Source organism: Maribacter stanieri, from assembly GCF_900112245.1.
In the GTDB taxonomy this organism is placed as follows: Bacteria; Bacteroidota; Bacteroidia; order Flavobacteriales; family Flavobacteriaceae; genus Maribacter; species Maribacter stanieri.
The window spans coordinates 87676-103093 of sequence record NZ_FOYX01000001.1; the positions used below are offsets into that span (position 1 = coordinate 87676).

General features: G+C 36.3%; 13 protein-coding genes. 8 read left to right on the plus strand and 5 right to left on the minus strand.

Annotated elements, in window-relative coordinates; translation table 11 throughout:
• Positions 1-2 precede the first annotated feature (2 nt).
• From pcaDC to BM296_RS00395, 5 genes are all read left to right on the plus strand, one after another.
• Entirely contained in the window at positions 3-1133 is a 1131-nt protein-coding gene (pcaDC, locus tag BM296_RS19570; RefSeq protein WP_091900563.1) for a bifunctional 3-oxoadipate enol-lactonase/4-carboxymuconolactone decarboxylase PcaDC, read from the plus strand.
• A gap of 4 nt (positions 1134-1137) precedes the next feature.
• A complete protein-coding gene (locus BM296_RS00380) occupies positions 1138-2331 on the plus strand; it encodes a 4-hydroxybenzoate 3-monooxygenase (protein WP_177214898.1) in 1194 nt (397 codons plus the stop codon).
• Between the two features lie 6 nt (positions 2332-2337).
• A complete protein-coding gene (locus BM296_RS00385; RefSeq protein ID WP_091900565.1) occupies positions 2338-3684 on the plus strand; it encodes a 3-oxoacid CoA-transferase in 1347 nt (448 codons plus the stop codon).
• 4 nt (positions 3685-3688) lie between these two features.
• Positions 3689-4906 (plus strand): 3-oxoadipyl-CoA thiolase, encoded by a 1218-nt coding sequence (pcaF, locus tag BM296_RS00390; protein ID WP_091900567.1) that lies wholly within the window; start codon positions 3689-3691, stop codon positions 4904-4906.
• A gap of 191 nt (positions 4907-5097) precedes the next feature.
• Positions 5098-5658, plus strand: coding sequence for a glycoside hydrolase family 3 C-terminal domain-containing protein (locus BM296_RS00395; RefSeq protein ID WP_091900569.1), 561 nt, complete (start codon positions 5098-5100; stop codon positions 5656-5658).
• Positions 5659-6164: 506 nt separating this feature from the next.
• Here the strand turns inward: BM296_RS00395 and BM296_RS00400 are convergent.
• The 3 genes from BM296_RS00400 to BM296_RS00410 form a co-directional block, all read right to left on the minus strand.
• Positions 6165-8465 (minus strand): type IA DNA topoisomerase, encoded by a 2301-nt coding sequence (locus BM296_RS00400; RefSeq protein ID WP_091900571.1) that lies wholly within the window; start codon positions 8463-8465, stop codon positions 6165-6167.
• Between the two features lie 192 nt (positions 8466-8657).
• Positions 8658-9098, minus strand: a complete 441-nt coding sequence (locus BM296_RS00405; protein ID WP_091900572.1) for a DsrE family protein — start codon at positions 9096-9098, stop codon at positions 8658-8660.
• A gap of 281 nt (positions 9099-9379) precedes the next feature.
• The gene (locus BM296_RS00410; RefSeq protein WP_177214899.1) at positions 9380-9820 is read right to left on the minus strand and encodes a BLUF domain-containing protein; all 441 of its coding nucleotides are present in this window, start codon (positions 9818-9820) and stop codon (positions 9380-9382) included.
• A 232-nt stretch (positions 9821-10052) separates the two neighbouring features.
• On the opposite strand from BM296_RS00410, the gene BM296_RS00415 reads away from it, so the two are divergent.
• Positions 10053-10520 (plus strand): hypothetical protein, encoded by a 468-nt coding sequence (locus BM296_RS00415; RefSeq protein WP_091900576.1) that lies wholly within the window; start codon positions 10053-10055, stop codon positions 10518-10520.
• A 130-nt stretch (positions 10521-10650) separates the two neighbouring features.
• Positions 10651-11160 (plus strand): peroxiredoxin-like family protein, encoded by a 510-nt coding sequence (locus tag BM296_RS00420; RefSeq protein WP_091900577.1) that lies wholly within the window; start codon positions 10651-10653, stop codon positions 11158-11160.
• A gap of 111 nt (positions 11161-11271) precedes the next feature.
• On the opposite strand, the gene BM296_RS00425 is transcribed toward BM296_RS00420, so the two are convergent.
• Positions 11272-11988, minus strand: a complete 717-nt coding sequence (locus tag BM296_RS00425) for a ribonuclease activity regulator RraA (RefSeq protein WP_091902909.1) — start codon at positions 11986-11988, stop codon at positions 11272-11274.
• Between the two features lie 22 nt (positions 11989-12010).
• The gene (locus tag BM296_RS00430; protein ID WP_091900579.1) at positions 12011-12979 is read right to left on the minus strand and encodes a sugar phosphate isomerase/epimerase family protein; all 969 of its coding nucleotides are present in this window, start codon (positions 12977-12979) and stop codon (positions 12011-12013) included.
• 114 nt (positions 12980-13093) lie between these two features.
• On the opposite strand from BM296_RS00430, the gene BM296_RS00435 reads away from it, so the two are divergent.
• Complete coding sequence (locus BM296_RS00435; RefSeq protein ID WP_091902910.1) at positions 13094-15415, plus strand: chondroitinase-B domain-containing protein; 2322 nt, start codon at positions 13094-13096, stop codon at positions 15413-15415.
• Positions 15416-15418: the final 3 nt, after the last annotated feature.

Below are 15418 nucleotides of genomic sequence, written 5' to 3' on the forward strand. Positions count from 1 at the left end.
TTATGAAAACAAACTATAAATTACAGGGAACACCCAACAGTCCCGTACTGATGTTCTCTAATTCCCTAGGGGCAGATTTAACCATGTGGGATGAATTGGTGCCGTATTTACTACCTTATTTTAGGGTTTTACAATATGATACAAGGGGGCATGGGAAAAGCGAACTTACGGACGGACCCTACACTATAGAACAATTGGGCCACGATGTAATTGACCTTTTGGATACATTAAAAATAGATAAAGTGTATTTCTGCGGCTTGTCCATGGGCGGGTTGATCGGTCAGTACTTGGGAATCAACCATCCAAACCGTTTACACAAACTCATTATCAGTAATACAGATGCTAAGATTGGTACTGTAGAACGATGGAACGACCGTATTGAAACCATCAATGAACAAGGCATGCAAGCTATCGTAGATGCCACAATGGAAAAATGGTTTACCGAAAGCTATCACCAAACGCATACATCCCGCTTAGCGGAAATGAAAAAAATATTCTTGGCGAACAGCCCAGAAGGATATACCGCCTGTTGTGCTGCAATTGGCAATGCCGATTTTAGGGCGGATATTAAACAAATTCAGCTAGAGACTTTAATCATTACAGGTGATGAAGATGCCGTTACTAATGTGACCCAAGCCGAAATCATGCAAAAAGAAATAGCAGGTGCTGAGCTAAAAGTGTTTCATGCCAGGCATTTGCCAAGCACCGAATTACCATCATATTACGCTGAAACGCTTATCAATTTTATAGTCGGCGAAGATACTTTTGATAGAGGTATGCATGTACGTAGAACGGTTTTAGGTGATGCCCACGTGGATAGGGCCAACGGAAACAAGAATGAATTCAACACCGATTTTCAAGAATTTATTTCGCACTATGCATGGGGAGAAATTTGGACCCGACCAGGTTTGCCCAAACACAGTAGAAGCCTTATAACCCTTGCCATGTTGATACCGCTCAATAAGAAAGCGGAGTTTAAAATGCATGTAAAAGCGGCATTCAACAATGGTGTAACCAAAGATGAAATAAAAGAAGTGATTCTACAATCAGGAATTTATTGTGGTTTACCCGCAGCCAACGATGCCATGCATTCGGCAGAAGAAGTATTTACAGATTTAGGAATAGAATACTAACCGGATGATACATATTAAAACACAAGTAGGAATAATAGGTGCCGGACCTTCGGGGATGGTCTTGGCAAATTGGTTGAAAAAACACGATATAGATGCCGTAGTCATAGAACTACGCTCACGGGAATATGTTGAAGGTAGGGTTCGTGCCGGTTTGGTAGAACAGAACACCAAAGATATTTTGAAGGAATTGGGGCTTGATGCCCGAATGAAAAAAGAAGGCATTGTTCATGATGCCGTATACCTTAGTTTTGATGAGGAACGTGTTCATATACCATTTGGCGAATTGACCGGCGGCAGAACCATAACTATTTACGGTCAGCAGGAAATTACCAAAGATCTTACGGATGCTTGGTTGCAAGAGGGCGGAGAACTGCACTTTGAAACTAGGGCGACCAAAATAGTAGATTTTGATACGAAGCGTCCTAAAATACATTTTGAAAAAGACGGCGAAGAAGGAATTCTGGAATGCGATTTTGTGGCGGCCTGTGACGGTTTTCATGGCATTGGACGTAAGACCTTGCCAAAGAAAAGTTTCCAGTCCTATGATATTACCTATCCGTTCAGCTGGTTGGGAATATTGGCAAATGTAGCGCCTTCAACAGATGAATTAATATATGCATATCAGGAGAATGGTTTTGCATTACATAGTTTACGTTCAGAGACCGTAAGTAGATTATATGTTCAGGTAGACAATGATGAATCGGTAGATAATTGGTCTGATGATAGAATTTGGAGTGAATTATCTAAGCGATTAGCTACACCTAGTTGGGAGCTTAAAGAGGGTCCTATTTTTGAAAAAGGAATAACGCCTATGCGCAGCCATATGATTGATAGTTTACGAAGTGGCAGATTATTATTGGCTGGCGATGCTGCACATATAGTTCCACCAACAGGGGGTAAAGGAATGAACTTGGCCATTGCCGATGTAAAACATATGGTTGACGCCTTTGTGGCCTATTATAAAACGAATTCTGAAACGTTACTGGACACTTATACCAATGATGCCCTTCGTAGAATATGGAGAGCGCAGGATTTTTCGAATTTCATGACTAAATTATTTCACAAACAAGACGCTCATGGGTCATTTACCTATCGCTTACAAAAAGCAAAATTTGATTATCTAAAAGTATCTAGAGCATATAAAACCACCATAGCAGAGAACTATGTAGGGCTACCGTTTGAATCGTTTAAAAATTAAATCCCAATGAAAACAGTTCCAATAATAAGTGCTGAAAAAGCAGCAAGTTTAGTAAAAGATGGCGACATCATTTTAGGGGGTGGCTTTGGTATGACGGGTAACCCCGTGAATATCATTCATGAATTGGCAAAGACCAAGACCAAAGACCTCACCTTTATTGCAAACAATGTAGGCGAACCTAATATGGGCGGTGGTCGCTTGTTGAACAATGGTCAATTAAAGAAAATGATCGGCTCTTTTTTTACTTCGAATAGGGAAGCCGTTTTAGCGGCACAAGAAGGTCGTGTGGAATATGAATTATTGCCTCAAGGAACTTTGGCAGAAGCTATACGGGCAGGTGGTGCAGGTATTGGCGGATTTTATACGCCCACATCAGCAGGAACCTTAATCGCTGAAGGACGAGAAACCAAAATATTGAACGGTAAAGAGCAAGTGTTTATAGAAGGTGTTCGAGGAAATGTAGCCATTATAAGAGCTTGGAAAGCAGATACGGCAGGAAATCTGCAATACCGCATGACCGAACAAAATTTCAATAGAGCAATGGCAACAGCTGCTGATATTGTAATTGCCGAAGTGCAAGAAATTGTTCCGAATGGGGAAATTGACCCCAATGAAATTCATACTCCAGGTTGTTTTGTAGACTATTTGGTGGAGCGAAAACTAACAGAAGAAGATTTGGGTTCTTCAGCATCGGTAGGTTCCTCAAAAGTAATTGATGAAAAACGGATGAATATGGCCAAACGAGCGTTTGCGGAATTAGAAAAAGGCGATGTGGTGAATCTTGGAATTGGCATCCCAACTTTAGTAGCCGATTTGATAAAACCAGAAGACGGCATCATTCTACATACCGAAAACGGAATGCTAGGTGTAGGCCCCGAACCAAAAGATGGTGGCGGCGCTATGTATTATCCTGTAAATGCAGGTAAAGTACCAGTAACGGCGTTGCCTGGAAGCAGTTATTTTGATAGTGCCGATAGTTTTGCCATGATTCGTGGCGGGCATATTGATGTGGCCATTATGGGCGGATTGGAAGTAGATGCGCAAGGAAATCTGGCCAACTGGTCCGTACCCGGAAAACCTTTGTTAGGTGTAGGCGGTGCGATGGATTTAGCATCGGGCGCCAAAAAATTAATTATTACATTACGCCATACGGATAGAGACGGCGGTTCAAAAGTAGTTGAAAATTGCACGTTACCCATTACGGATTTTAGCTGTGTAGATATGTTGATTACGGAATTGGCCGTGTTCAAGTTTATTGACGGGCAGTTGACCCTTATAGAGATTTTACCAGGTAGTACCTTGGAAGAAGTCCGTGAAAAAACCGAAGCCAAATTTGTAGAACAGTTACAGTAGAAAAATGAAAGAAGCATATATAGTTGACGCGATAAGAACCCCAATAGGTAGTTTTAGAGGTGCTTTGGCACAAGTGAGAGCAGATGATTTGGCGGCAATTCCCATCAAGGCCTTACTCGAAAAATATCCGAATCTACCCAAAGATGCGATTGATGATGTTATACTAGGATGCCATAATCAAGCCGGGGAAGACAATAGAAATGTGGCGCGTATGGCGCTACTCTTGGCAGGATTACCATATACCGTTCCCGGTGAAACGATCAATAGATTATGCTCATCAGGTATGTCTGCCGTGGTGCAAGCAAATCGTGCTATTAAAGCTGGAGATGGCGATGTATTTATTGCCGGAGGAATGGAACACATGTCTAGAGGACCTTTGGTGATTTCAAAGTCAGCTATAGCGTTTGGTAACGATTCCAAAATGGAAGACTCTAGCTTTGGATGGCGTTTTGTGAATAAAAAGTTACATGAAATGTATGGTACGGATGCCATGGGAATTACCGCAGAAAATCTAGCTGAGATGTTTAACATAAGCAGGGAAGACCAAGATTTATTCGCGTATAATTCTCAAATGAAAGCCACTAAAGCACAACAAAATGGTATTTTAGGGGAAGAAATTTGTCCGGTTGAAATTCCACAACGAAAAGGAGACCCCATTATCGTGAGTCAAGATGAATTCATAAGACCGAGTACAACGGTAGAAAAATTAGCCACTTTAAGAGCCGTCTTCAAAAAAGATGGAACGGTAACCGCAGGTAATGCATCAGGATTAAATGACGGTGCCGCAGCAATGTTAGTTGTTTCAGAAGATGCCTTGAAAAAATACAATCTCACGCCAAAAGCTAGAATAGTAGCTTCAGCTGTAGTGGGTGTAGAACCAAAAATAATGGGTATTGGTCCTGTGTACGCCACAAGAAAAGTTTTGGCAAAAGCAGGCTTGGAATTAAAGGACATGGATGTACTAGAATTCAACGAAGCCTTTTCCGCTCAAGCGCTAGCCTGTACACGAGAGTTAGGTTTAGCAGATGATGACCCAAGAATAAACCCTAACGGCGGAGCGATTGCTATCGGTCACCCTTTAGGAATGTCTGGTACACGAATACTTCAAGCGGCAACGAACGAATTAATTCGATCCGGAGGAAAATATGGTTTGGCTACCATGTGTGTGGGTGTAGGCATGGGGTATGCTACTATTATTGAGAATGTCTCTACAAGTAAGTAAATAAATCAAGAAAACACTCATTTTTTTTTAAGATATCGATATGAAAGTTATTTAAAGTTAGGATTCGTTTGTGTAGCATATGAACGGAAAATATGGTTCTCTCAACCTCAGAAGAAGATAATCCTTTGGCTACGGATTTGGCGAGAGCGTAGGTAGACGATTTTCAATCTACCAATGGAGGTAATTGGGGCATGGAGAGCGTAAATGCCATGATAAAACATTGGCCTGCCGGTGGACCGGAAGAGGTTGGTAACGTGTACATTCCGATTAATTTACAGTATAGCCCCTATACAGCTGATACAGCAAGGGAAGTAAGTTTGGCCGGAGGTAGTCCTTTAGAAGACTTTACCAATAGAGGTTATAAAGGAAAATCAGTTAAGACCATCAATGCGACCGATATGCAATTGGTAAAAGATACAAAAGCAAAAATGGGAGACAAACCGGTCATTGTATCAGTAAAAATAGCAAAGCCAATGGTTTTTTCTCAGATAGAAGTTAGCGCTGCCGCAATTCTTGTGCCTATGGGTATTCAAGACCAAGCCTTAATGGAAATTATTACTGGTGCTGCAGAACCGTCAGGCTTGTTGCCATTTCAAATGCCTGCCGATATGTTGACAGTAGAGGCACAATTCGAAGATGTACCAAGAGATATGCAGCCTTACTCAGATTCAGATGGCAATACGTATGATATCGCCTTTGGATTGAATTGGAACGGGGTAATCGAAGATGCAAGGGGGCAAAAGTATCGGTAAAACTAAACCTTAGGGAGGTCACACATTTTAATAATTTCTTTAAGAAAAAAATACATATAGGTCACTCCAAATTTTGGAGCTCATAATAAACGATGTGCTAATTTTAGACAAATGAACTATTTCTAAATCTAAAACTGAAATGAAAATTGAATTTAAAAGAATTAAAATAATCTGAACACCAATTTCTTTTTTACCTAAATTGCAATAAGAATTTATTAATAATCAGAAAACTAAAACTGCATACGTTTTTGCATACGATTTTATAATTTAATAGCGGTTGAGCCCAATAAAACCGTTGGGAATTTTCCATACGAGGAGCTCATAACCCGAAGGTCGCTGGTTCGAGTCCAGTCCCCGCTACTAAGTTTAAAGCCTCTGAAACTTCAGAGGCTTTTTTTATTTATAATATTTTAAAGAGATCATTACTATTTAATACGAAAGTTCATGCTATTAATTTGAAACTAGAATCTCTTCTCATTTTTCCATTTTAGCAAAACCTAAAACGTTTAATTTTCTCTAAATATTTCAAATACTAGGTCTTTGGTAAGTGGTTGTCCCTTTGCCTTATCCCGAATTTCATCAAAGCTAAATCTAAAGTCGCATCCTGCTTTGTATTCGCTACAGCCATAAGCCGATTTTCCTTTTATGATAACGCCCTTATTACATTTTGGACAACTATTTTCTTCAGAAGTATTCTTTACTTGAACTTTACCTTTTTTAGGTTCTAACTTGAGTTTGAAATTTTCATCAAACCTAACTAATCCTTCAACTGAAGTATTATTAATTTTAAAGCCTTTTAAATTTACCGTAGACCCTTTTTGAAACAACCTAATAAACTGTTTTTCTGAAATGGTTTTACCTTCAATTTTAAATGGCAATACAAAATCGCAAGTCTTATTAAATTCAGAACACCCATAAGCTGTTTTTCCTTTTCGAATGGTGCCTTTCTTACATTTAGGGCAAACCTCTGATGTTATTCCTGTGGCCTTTTTAATAGCTTTTTTCTTAGAAGCCGCTGCTGCCGGTTTATTATTTATCGCTGAAATATTCGCCTTTTTTGTTTCACTTCGCACTTCGTAAACCAAATGATCTACCATTTGCTTCATTTGCTTAATAAAACTACCAGCACTAAAAGTTCCTTTTTCAATATCTTTTAACTGCTTCTCCCATTTACCAGTTAGCTCGGCAGATTTTAGCATTTCGTTTTGTATGGTATCAATTAATTGAATACCTGTAACTGTTGGAATTACCTGCTTTTTATTTCGCTTTATATATTTTCTACGGAACAACGTTTCAATAATATTGGCACGTGTAGAGGGTCGTCCAATACCGTTTTCTTTCATTATCTCACGAAGTTCATCATCATCAACTTGTTTTCCTGCAGTTTCCATTGCTCGTAATAGTGAGGCTTCAGTAAATTGTTTTGGCGGCTTCGTTTGCTTTTCAATAAACGAAGGTTGGTGTGGCCCCTTTTCGCCTTTCTGGAAAGTTGGTAATATTCCAGGCTCTTTGGAGGTGTTATTGGGTGTTTCGAAAACAACACGCCATCCTTTTTCTAAAATCTCCTTACCTGTTGCCTTGAATTTTACTTTCTCTGCTTTACCAATTACAGTTGTATTAGATACTTTGCAATCTGGATAAAATACAGCAATAAAACGGCGTACAATTATATCGTAGACCTGTTGTTGATTGTATTGTAAGTTTATTTGTTGCCCTGTTGGTATAATTGCATGGTGATCCGTAACCTTACCATCATCAAAAACCTTTTTAGTTTTCTTTAATTTCTTCCCATCTAGCGGTTGCGTTAAAGTTGCATAGTTAGATAAGTTCTTTAAAATTCCTGGAACTTTTGGATATACGTCATTTGGCAAAAAAGTGGTATCTACTCTTGGGTAGGTCACTACTTTTTGCTCGTATAATTTCTGAACTATTTTTAAAGTTTCATCGGCACTAAAACCGAATTTGGTGTTACAATAGACTTGTAAACCTGTTAAATCAAATAGCTTGGGAGCATATTCATTCCCTGCTTTTTTGGTCGTAGAAACAATTTCAAAATCATGCTCTTTTACAATAGAAGCTAATTTCTCCCCGTCTTCCATTTTAAGAAAACGCCCTTCTTCATAACTAAATAGTGTATCGCGATAAAGTGTTTGTAATTCCCAATACGGTTGTGGTTTAAAATTTTCTATCTCATTAAACCGGTTAACCAACATTGCCAAAGTAGGCGTTTGCACACGACCAACAGATAACATTTGTTTATAGCCACCATGTTTTAAAGTATATAATCGTGTTGCATTCATTCCTAAAAGCCAATCTCCAATAGCTCTAGAAAAACCTGCGTAATATAGATTGTCGTAATCTTCTGATGGTTTTAAGTTTTTGAAACCTTCTTTTATGGCTTCTGTCGTAAGTGAAGAAATCCAAAGTCGTTCAACTTTTCCTTTATAATTGGCTTGACTTAAGACCCAACGTTGTATAAGCTCTCCTTCTTGCCCAGCATCCCCACAGTTTATAACAACATCTGCTTTATCAAATAGTTGCTTAATAATTTTAAACTGTTTTTTTATACCAGAATCTTTAGACACTTTGGTTTCAAAGCGTTCCGGCAGCATGGGTAGATTGTTTAAATCCCAACTTTTCCAATGTGGCTTGTAATCATTTGGCTCCTTTAAAGTACAAAGATGTCCAAAAGTATACGTTACCGCATAACCATTGCCTTCATAATAGCCATCACGTTTGGTATTAGCTCCAAGTACAGAAGCAATTTCTCGTGCTACAGATGGTTTTTCGGCAATACAGACTTTCATTTTATAAATTATACAGGTATAAATATTGTGCACACTAGCAGAGTGCTAATAAAAACAGCGCTAAAATACAGTTATGTAGATTTTGAATTAGTGTATTTAGTAAAAATAATTGCGACACTAAGCAGTAGCAGCGAAAATACCATTAACAAGTGAAGTGTTATGGGTTCCTATTTTCTAGATTTATATTTTTACCTAGTACGTCAAGGTATTATAACCATTAGCTTGTAATTGAAGCACCCTTACCGAAGCTGTTGGCGTTACGTTGAGTCCATCAAAAAGTGTCTCTTCAGCTACACCTAATTTTTCCATGGCAACACTACATACGCTTACTTTGACCTTTCCTTTATATTTTTGAAAAAACTTCTCTAGTTCAGAATCTTTTACCAGTTGCGTAACTACTTTCCCTTTGACCACTATTTCATAATCTTCTATTAAAACTCCATTTTCAATAAGTAAATCGTACATATTTAAAACTCCTTTAAAATGCCTTTCTGTAGTAAGTACAAAAGCATACTTAGGTGTTTTTTGTAAATCGGCAACTGCTTGTTGGTCTAATTTTTTCTGCCCTTGAACTTCTACTGTAGCAGTAATCATGACCATAATGACTAGAAATATTCGGAAAATATTGTTCATGACTTTTATTTTAATGTATATATATTAAATAAAAATACTGAATTATAATGCCATTTCTAATTTACGCTATGTGAAAATCCATAACTCTATTTACATCATTAGCATTTTACTACAAAATGACTAAGAACAAATTAAAAAGTAGTAAAAAATACGATCGCTGACAATGACTGTACTAACATTTAATTCGTTCAGAAATCAAAATAAATTAAACAATGTCAAAAATGAAATAATTAAAATTACACAGCTAAAAGCTCTCCGTAATTTTTGAAATGAAGTGGTTTTTAATTGAGTTTCTTTTGCTCTAATTTATTAAGTAAATTCTTAGCCGCTAGCCAAAACCGCTTGGAAGTTGGGTTGGGAATAACAGACATTTCAGGAATATCGGATTCAGGACTGACCATTAATTTAATATATTGAAAAGCTTCATTTGGTATGTCATCTGATAGATAAGCCATACTCCAAGTATCAAATTCTCTTGAATATATATTGCCCTTAGAAAGTAAAATCACTTCATAATGACGTGAATCTACCCTAATTTTTTCAAATAATGCTAGAACTATCTCAGCTTCCCCTTCCAAATACTGTATAAAAAATCCTTTATGATATACCAGGCAACCTGTAATATCATGTCTCTTATTGAAATCTCTTGACTCATTTAAAATATCATCAACTTGCTTGGTCGAAAGGGTATTGGCTGTTGATCTATACACAAGATTGTACATATACATCTAAGAATTAGAAACTATTCAATTAAATTATAAGTTAACAACTTTCAACGAATAAAACCCTCTAAACGTATTCTTTTTCTTACATATTTGTTTTAATGAATAGGCTTCACATCTTATGATAATGGTATTCAGCAATTAAATCTGATGCGTTAATTATAAATTTAATAGCGACTATTGAAACCCATTTTTAAACATAATTTTCAACAGAACTTTAAACTTAGAAATTATGAAAAATAAAATATTAGCAACTTTAGTATTAACGGTAGTTTTAGCTTCTTGCTCAGGCACTAAAAAAACAACTTCCAATACTGAAAAAACAGATACAGTAGTTTCTGCAGAAAAGGAAAATACCGAAAATAGCAATACAACTTCACAAGTATCTAAAGCTTCAATTCAACCCAATATTGCCGTACAAACAAACGGTTCTACAGGTGCTATGAGTAATAGTATGGCAAAGACCAATACAAAAAGTACTTCTAAAGAAAACTCTCAAATGTTCAAAGCCCTTGAGATGAGCGAAGAACAAGTTACCACATATAATGCTGCAATGAACCAATTTAAAACTAAGCAAGCCAATATGCCAAGTGGTGAGATGTTAGGTAGTATTGAGAGTGAGCGAACACGACAATTAAAAAACATTTTATCTAGTGCTCAATTTGCTAAATACGAAAAATGGCAGGCAGATAATCAGTAGTCACACAACTTAGAACCAGTTTTAAAAGATATGATTGTGCAACTTATCGAATCAATTCTAAAAGGTATTCAACTAACATACCGCTATTACCTCTTGTAACTTTACGGCATAACATTTAAAGAACATAACAATGATAAAACCCACAGCACAAGTACCTGAGTTAAAATTACCTCTTATTAACGATACACAATGGAGTTTATATGATCAAGACAGTACATCTTTTACCATGCTAGTATTCTATCGTGGTCTACACTGTCCTGTTTGTAGAAAGTATTTAGAATCTTTAACTAAAAAACTTAAAGATTTTAGTGGTCGAGGAGTACATCTAATCGCAATTAGTATGGATAGCGAAGAAAGAGCTAAAAAAGCTGGAAATGAATGGAATATTCCTGAACTTCCTGTTGGATATAATTTACCTATTGAAAATGCAAGAGAATGGGGATTATACATTTCTAAAAAAACGTCTGAAAAAGAACCAGATGTATTTTCAGAACCCGGGCTATTCTTGATAAGACCTGATAATACACTTTATGCCAGCTCTATACAAACAATGCCTTTTGCAAGACCAGACTGGGACGACATTTTAAATGCTATTGACTATGTAACTAAAAACGATTACCCTGCCAGAGGTGGAGAGTAATATTACATTTACTTACAATAATCGGTTAAAACACAAAAAGTGATTTGTTCATATCAAGGAACAAATCACTTTTTTTTATGTTATTCTTACTTTATAATTAGAACAAGTAATTTAATTTTTATCTGACTTCCATTTTTCGAACATCGCTTTTATTTCTTCATCTACCATTGGGTACAAGCCTATAATCGCGTTACCACCCTTTACTTTTTCCAAAACAAAATCTTCATATAAAGTCATTTGAATACATTCATCCGCAACCTCATCCGCCAAATGCGCCGGTATTACCATTACTCCATCATCATCACCAATTATAACATCACCAGGAAAAACGGCTACATCTCCGCAACCAATTGGGTCGTTAATCGCTATTGCTTGATGCAATGTTAGATTAGTAGGTGCGGTAGGTCTATTATGATAGGAGGAAAAATCTAAATCCGCTATTTCTGCAGAATCCCGAAAACCACCATCTGTAATAATACCAGATGCTCCCCTTACCATTAAACGTGTTACTAAAATTGACCCTGCCGATGCTGCTCTTGCATTTTGTCGACTGTCAATAACTAACACAGCCCCCTCTGGGCATTCCTCTACTGCTACTCTCTGTAAATGCTTAGGGTCCCTAAAAACCTCAATGGTATTTAAATCTTCTCTCGCAGGTATGTAGCGCAAAGTATAGGCTTCACCAACCATTGTTGGTCTTCCTGATCTTAATGGTTTTACACTCTGTATGAATTGATTTTTTAATCCTTTTTTAAAAAGACAAGTAGCAACCGTTGCCGTACTTACTTTTTTTAGTTTTTCTTTGGTAGAAGTTGATAGTCTAGTCATGATATCTTTTCTATAGTTTATCTTATTGCGCTCTTTGCCATGCTTCCCTAATAAAAAGCAAATCATGTTTCATTTTGGCAAATACTTCCTTTTTATCCATGATAATTTCTTTTGCTCCATGTTCTGCCCCGCCAAGGTCATATTCTAAGTGTAATGATATTGGCACATTGATTTTATATTTTTTAAGAAGCGAAAAATACTTATCAAACTCAACCACACCTTCACCTAATGGAATATTAATAGGTTCGTATTTTCCATTTTTATAACCCCACTTAAAATCTTTTATAACTATCGATTTGATAAGCGGCTCAATACGGCGCAAATCTAATTCCCAACTTTTTCCACCTTCTACTACTGCATGCCGAATATCATATTGGCACCCCATATAATTATCATCTGCCTTTGATAAAATTGTAGGCAAATCCCAAATAGGTGCTCCAACATGATTACCAGCGTGGTTTTGATAACAACCGATTAAACCCAGTTTTTTGTTGACCTCCCCAAGTTTAGCTGCTTGCTCTGAGAATATGGCCTGACTCTCTTCTATTGAAGTATTCTCTGGGTATGTAAGCCAACCGGTACGGTAGTGACTGAAACCTGCCTTACTTGCCGCCTCTAAAACACGCTGTTCAGTTTCATTCGAAATATCCCAAACGTTTGTGGTCAACATTTGTAGTTTTAACCCATACTTCTTCATTGCTTCTACCGCTTTTGGCAAATCTTCTGTAACATTTTCCGGTAGTACATGACCTTTTGGACGAACGGTTAAATCCAACCCATTAAAACCAATATCAGCAGCAGCAGAACACATTTCATTATAGTCTAAAAATTGTAGATGTTTAGAGAATAAATTCACCTCAATATCATTTCTAGAAACTACAGAAGAAGCTAAAAGAGGGCTCCCTATTTGCAGTAATGATATGCCTGCCAATGCAGTAGCAGATTTCTTTGTAAAGTCTCTCCTTGATATCCCTTTATTATCATTTCTCATTTTAACGAACTTAAAATTGTTTTAAAGGTAGATTTTATGTTAAAAATTTGGATGTCTTACAAATATATGTATTTTTGGTCAACCAAACTGGTTAACCAATATTATCAAATTCAAATGAAAAATAAATTCTTATTCAAGGCATTTTTATTGATCATGTTTATCTCAACAATTTCTTGGGTAAATAAAGATAAAAATGATGTCCTAGTTCATAATATCGCTGAATTTGACGAAGCAGTTTCTAGTGCAGAGCCTGGTACTGTAATTGTCTTGGCTAACGGAATATGGAATAATGTTCAGTTTAAATTTACAGGAGAAGGTACCAAAAATGCTCCAATTACAGTAAAGGCAGAAACACCGGGCAAAGTATTTATTGAAGGGATTTCTAATTTAGAAATTTCCGGAAATTATTTAATAGTTGACGGACTGTTTTTTAGAAATGGTCATACCCCAACTGAAAATGTAATTGCGTTTAGAACAAGCGAAGAAAATGTAGCTAATTACTCTAGGGTAACTAATTGTGTAATTCTAGATTATAATCAGCAACAACGAGACAAAGATGATCTCTGGGTTCAGTTTTATGGTACTCATAATACACTAGACCATTGTTATATTGCTGGTAAAACAAATGGTGGACCAACAGTTAGGGTAGATTTGAAAGGAAACCAAAGCATTAGAAATTATCATCAAATTGTTGATAATCATTTTGGACCAAGACCTAGAAAAGGTGGCGCTAGAGGAGAAACTATTCAACTAGGAAGTAGCTTTACCTCTATGTCGCCAAGTAATACAACTATTGCCAATAATTTATTTGAAGAATGTAATGGGGAAGTTGAGATTATTTCTAGCAAGACAAATTTTAACGAAATTAGAAATAATGTATTCTATAAAAGTGAAGGTTCTGTTGTAACACGTCATGGTAATTATGCCGTTATAGATGGTAATTATTTTATTGGTGATGGAGAAAATAAAAATTATGGTGGAATTAGACTGGTAAACACAGGACACTGGGTTATAAATAATTACTTCTATAAAATTATTGGTGAAAACTTTAGAAGTCCACTAGCTGTAATGAACGGAATTCCTAAATCACCATTAAACAGATATAATCAAGTTACAGATGTTGTGGTTGCCTATAATACGTATGTAGATTGTAAATCGCCATGGCAATTTGGAGTGGGTACAAACATTGAACAAAAAGATGTACTTCCAGAATCTGAAATACGCTCAGCCAGAGCTCTTAGAACAGAAGTTGCCAATAATATTATCTACAACAGCATAGGTGATGAACATATAATTATTGAACATGACAAAGCTGATGGAGTAAAATTCAAAAGTAATATTATTAATAACCAAGAGATAAGTTTTGGGGATACAACAAGAATTAAAGCTAGTGAATTTCAATTGACAAAAGTTGGCGAGTATGTCTATCTACCTAAATTAACCAGTGAGTTTGATATTTACCAAGGTTTTGGTTTTAATACAATTACCAAAGATCTTTTTGGAAATTCTAGAGAAGACAAAAATTCAATTGGTGCTGTGGTTCAAGGTGAATTTAAGGACACTGATATTTTAAACAAAGCTAAATACGGAGCAAGTTGGTATTCTAATATTGTAAAAAATACATCTCCTAACATTATAGAAGTTTCCAAAACCAAAGGAGAATTAGCAGCCAAAATAGCTACTGCTAAAGCAGGAGATATTATCTCTTTAAAACCAGGGAAATACAAAGTATCAAAATCGATACTAATCAACAAAACAATTACAATTCAATCTAAAGAAAACGAAAAAGCTGAAATCGTCTTTACCGGAGCAGATAACACTCCACTATTTGAATTAAACCCTTATGGAATTTTAAATCTTAAGAATGTATCACTTACCGGTAACGGTAAACAAAAAGCATTTTCTAACCTAAAAGAAAATATGTCTAACCAATACGGTTTAACCGTTACGGGTTGCGATATCAATAATTTCGATTATGTATTAAAAGCATACAAACAAACATTTGCCCAAGAAATCACTTTTAAAGATACTGCAATTGCCGATTGTGAAAACGGTATTGAATTGTCTGAAGAAACGAATGACAAAGGAGATTACAACGTAGAATACTTAACTATTCAAAACTGTACATTCACTAACGTTAACCAAAATGTGATTGATTATTATAGGGGTGGCTATGATGAATCAACCATTGGAGGAAACTTATTGGTTACAAACTCTAGCTTTTCAAATTGCGGCTCTAAAGAAGAAAACGGAATTTTATTAAACACTAGAGGTATCGTAAATGTTGATATTTCAAACAATACTTTTAAAAACAATAATGTAAAATTAGTGGCATTACTATGGGGAGCAAAGAATAATTCACATGCTGATAATGTAATTACAAACTCAGGTCAGATTAAGGTTGAAGAAAATTTGAAGATGAAATTAATGTACTAATCC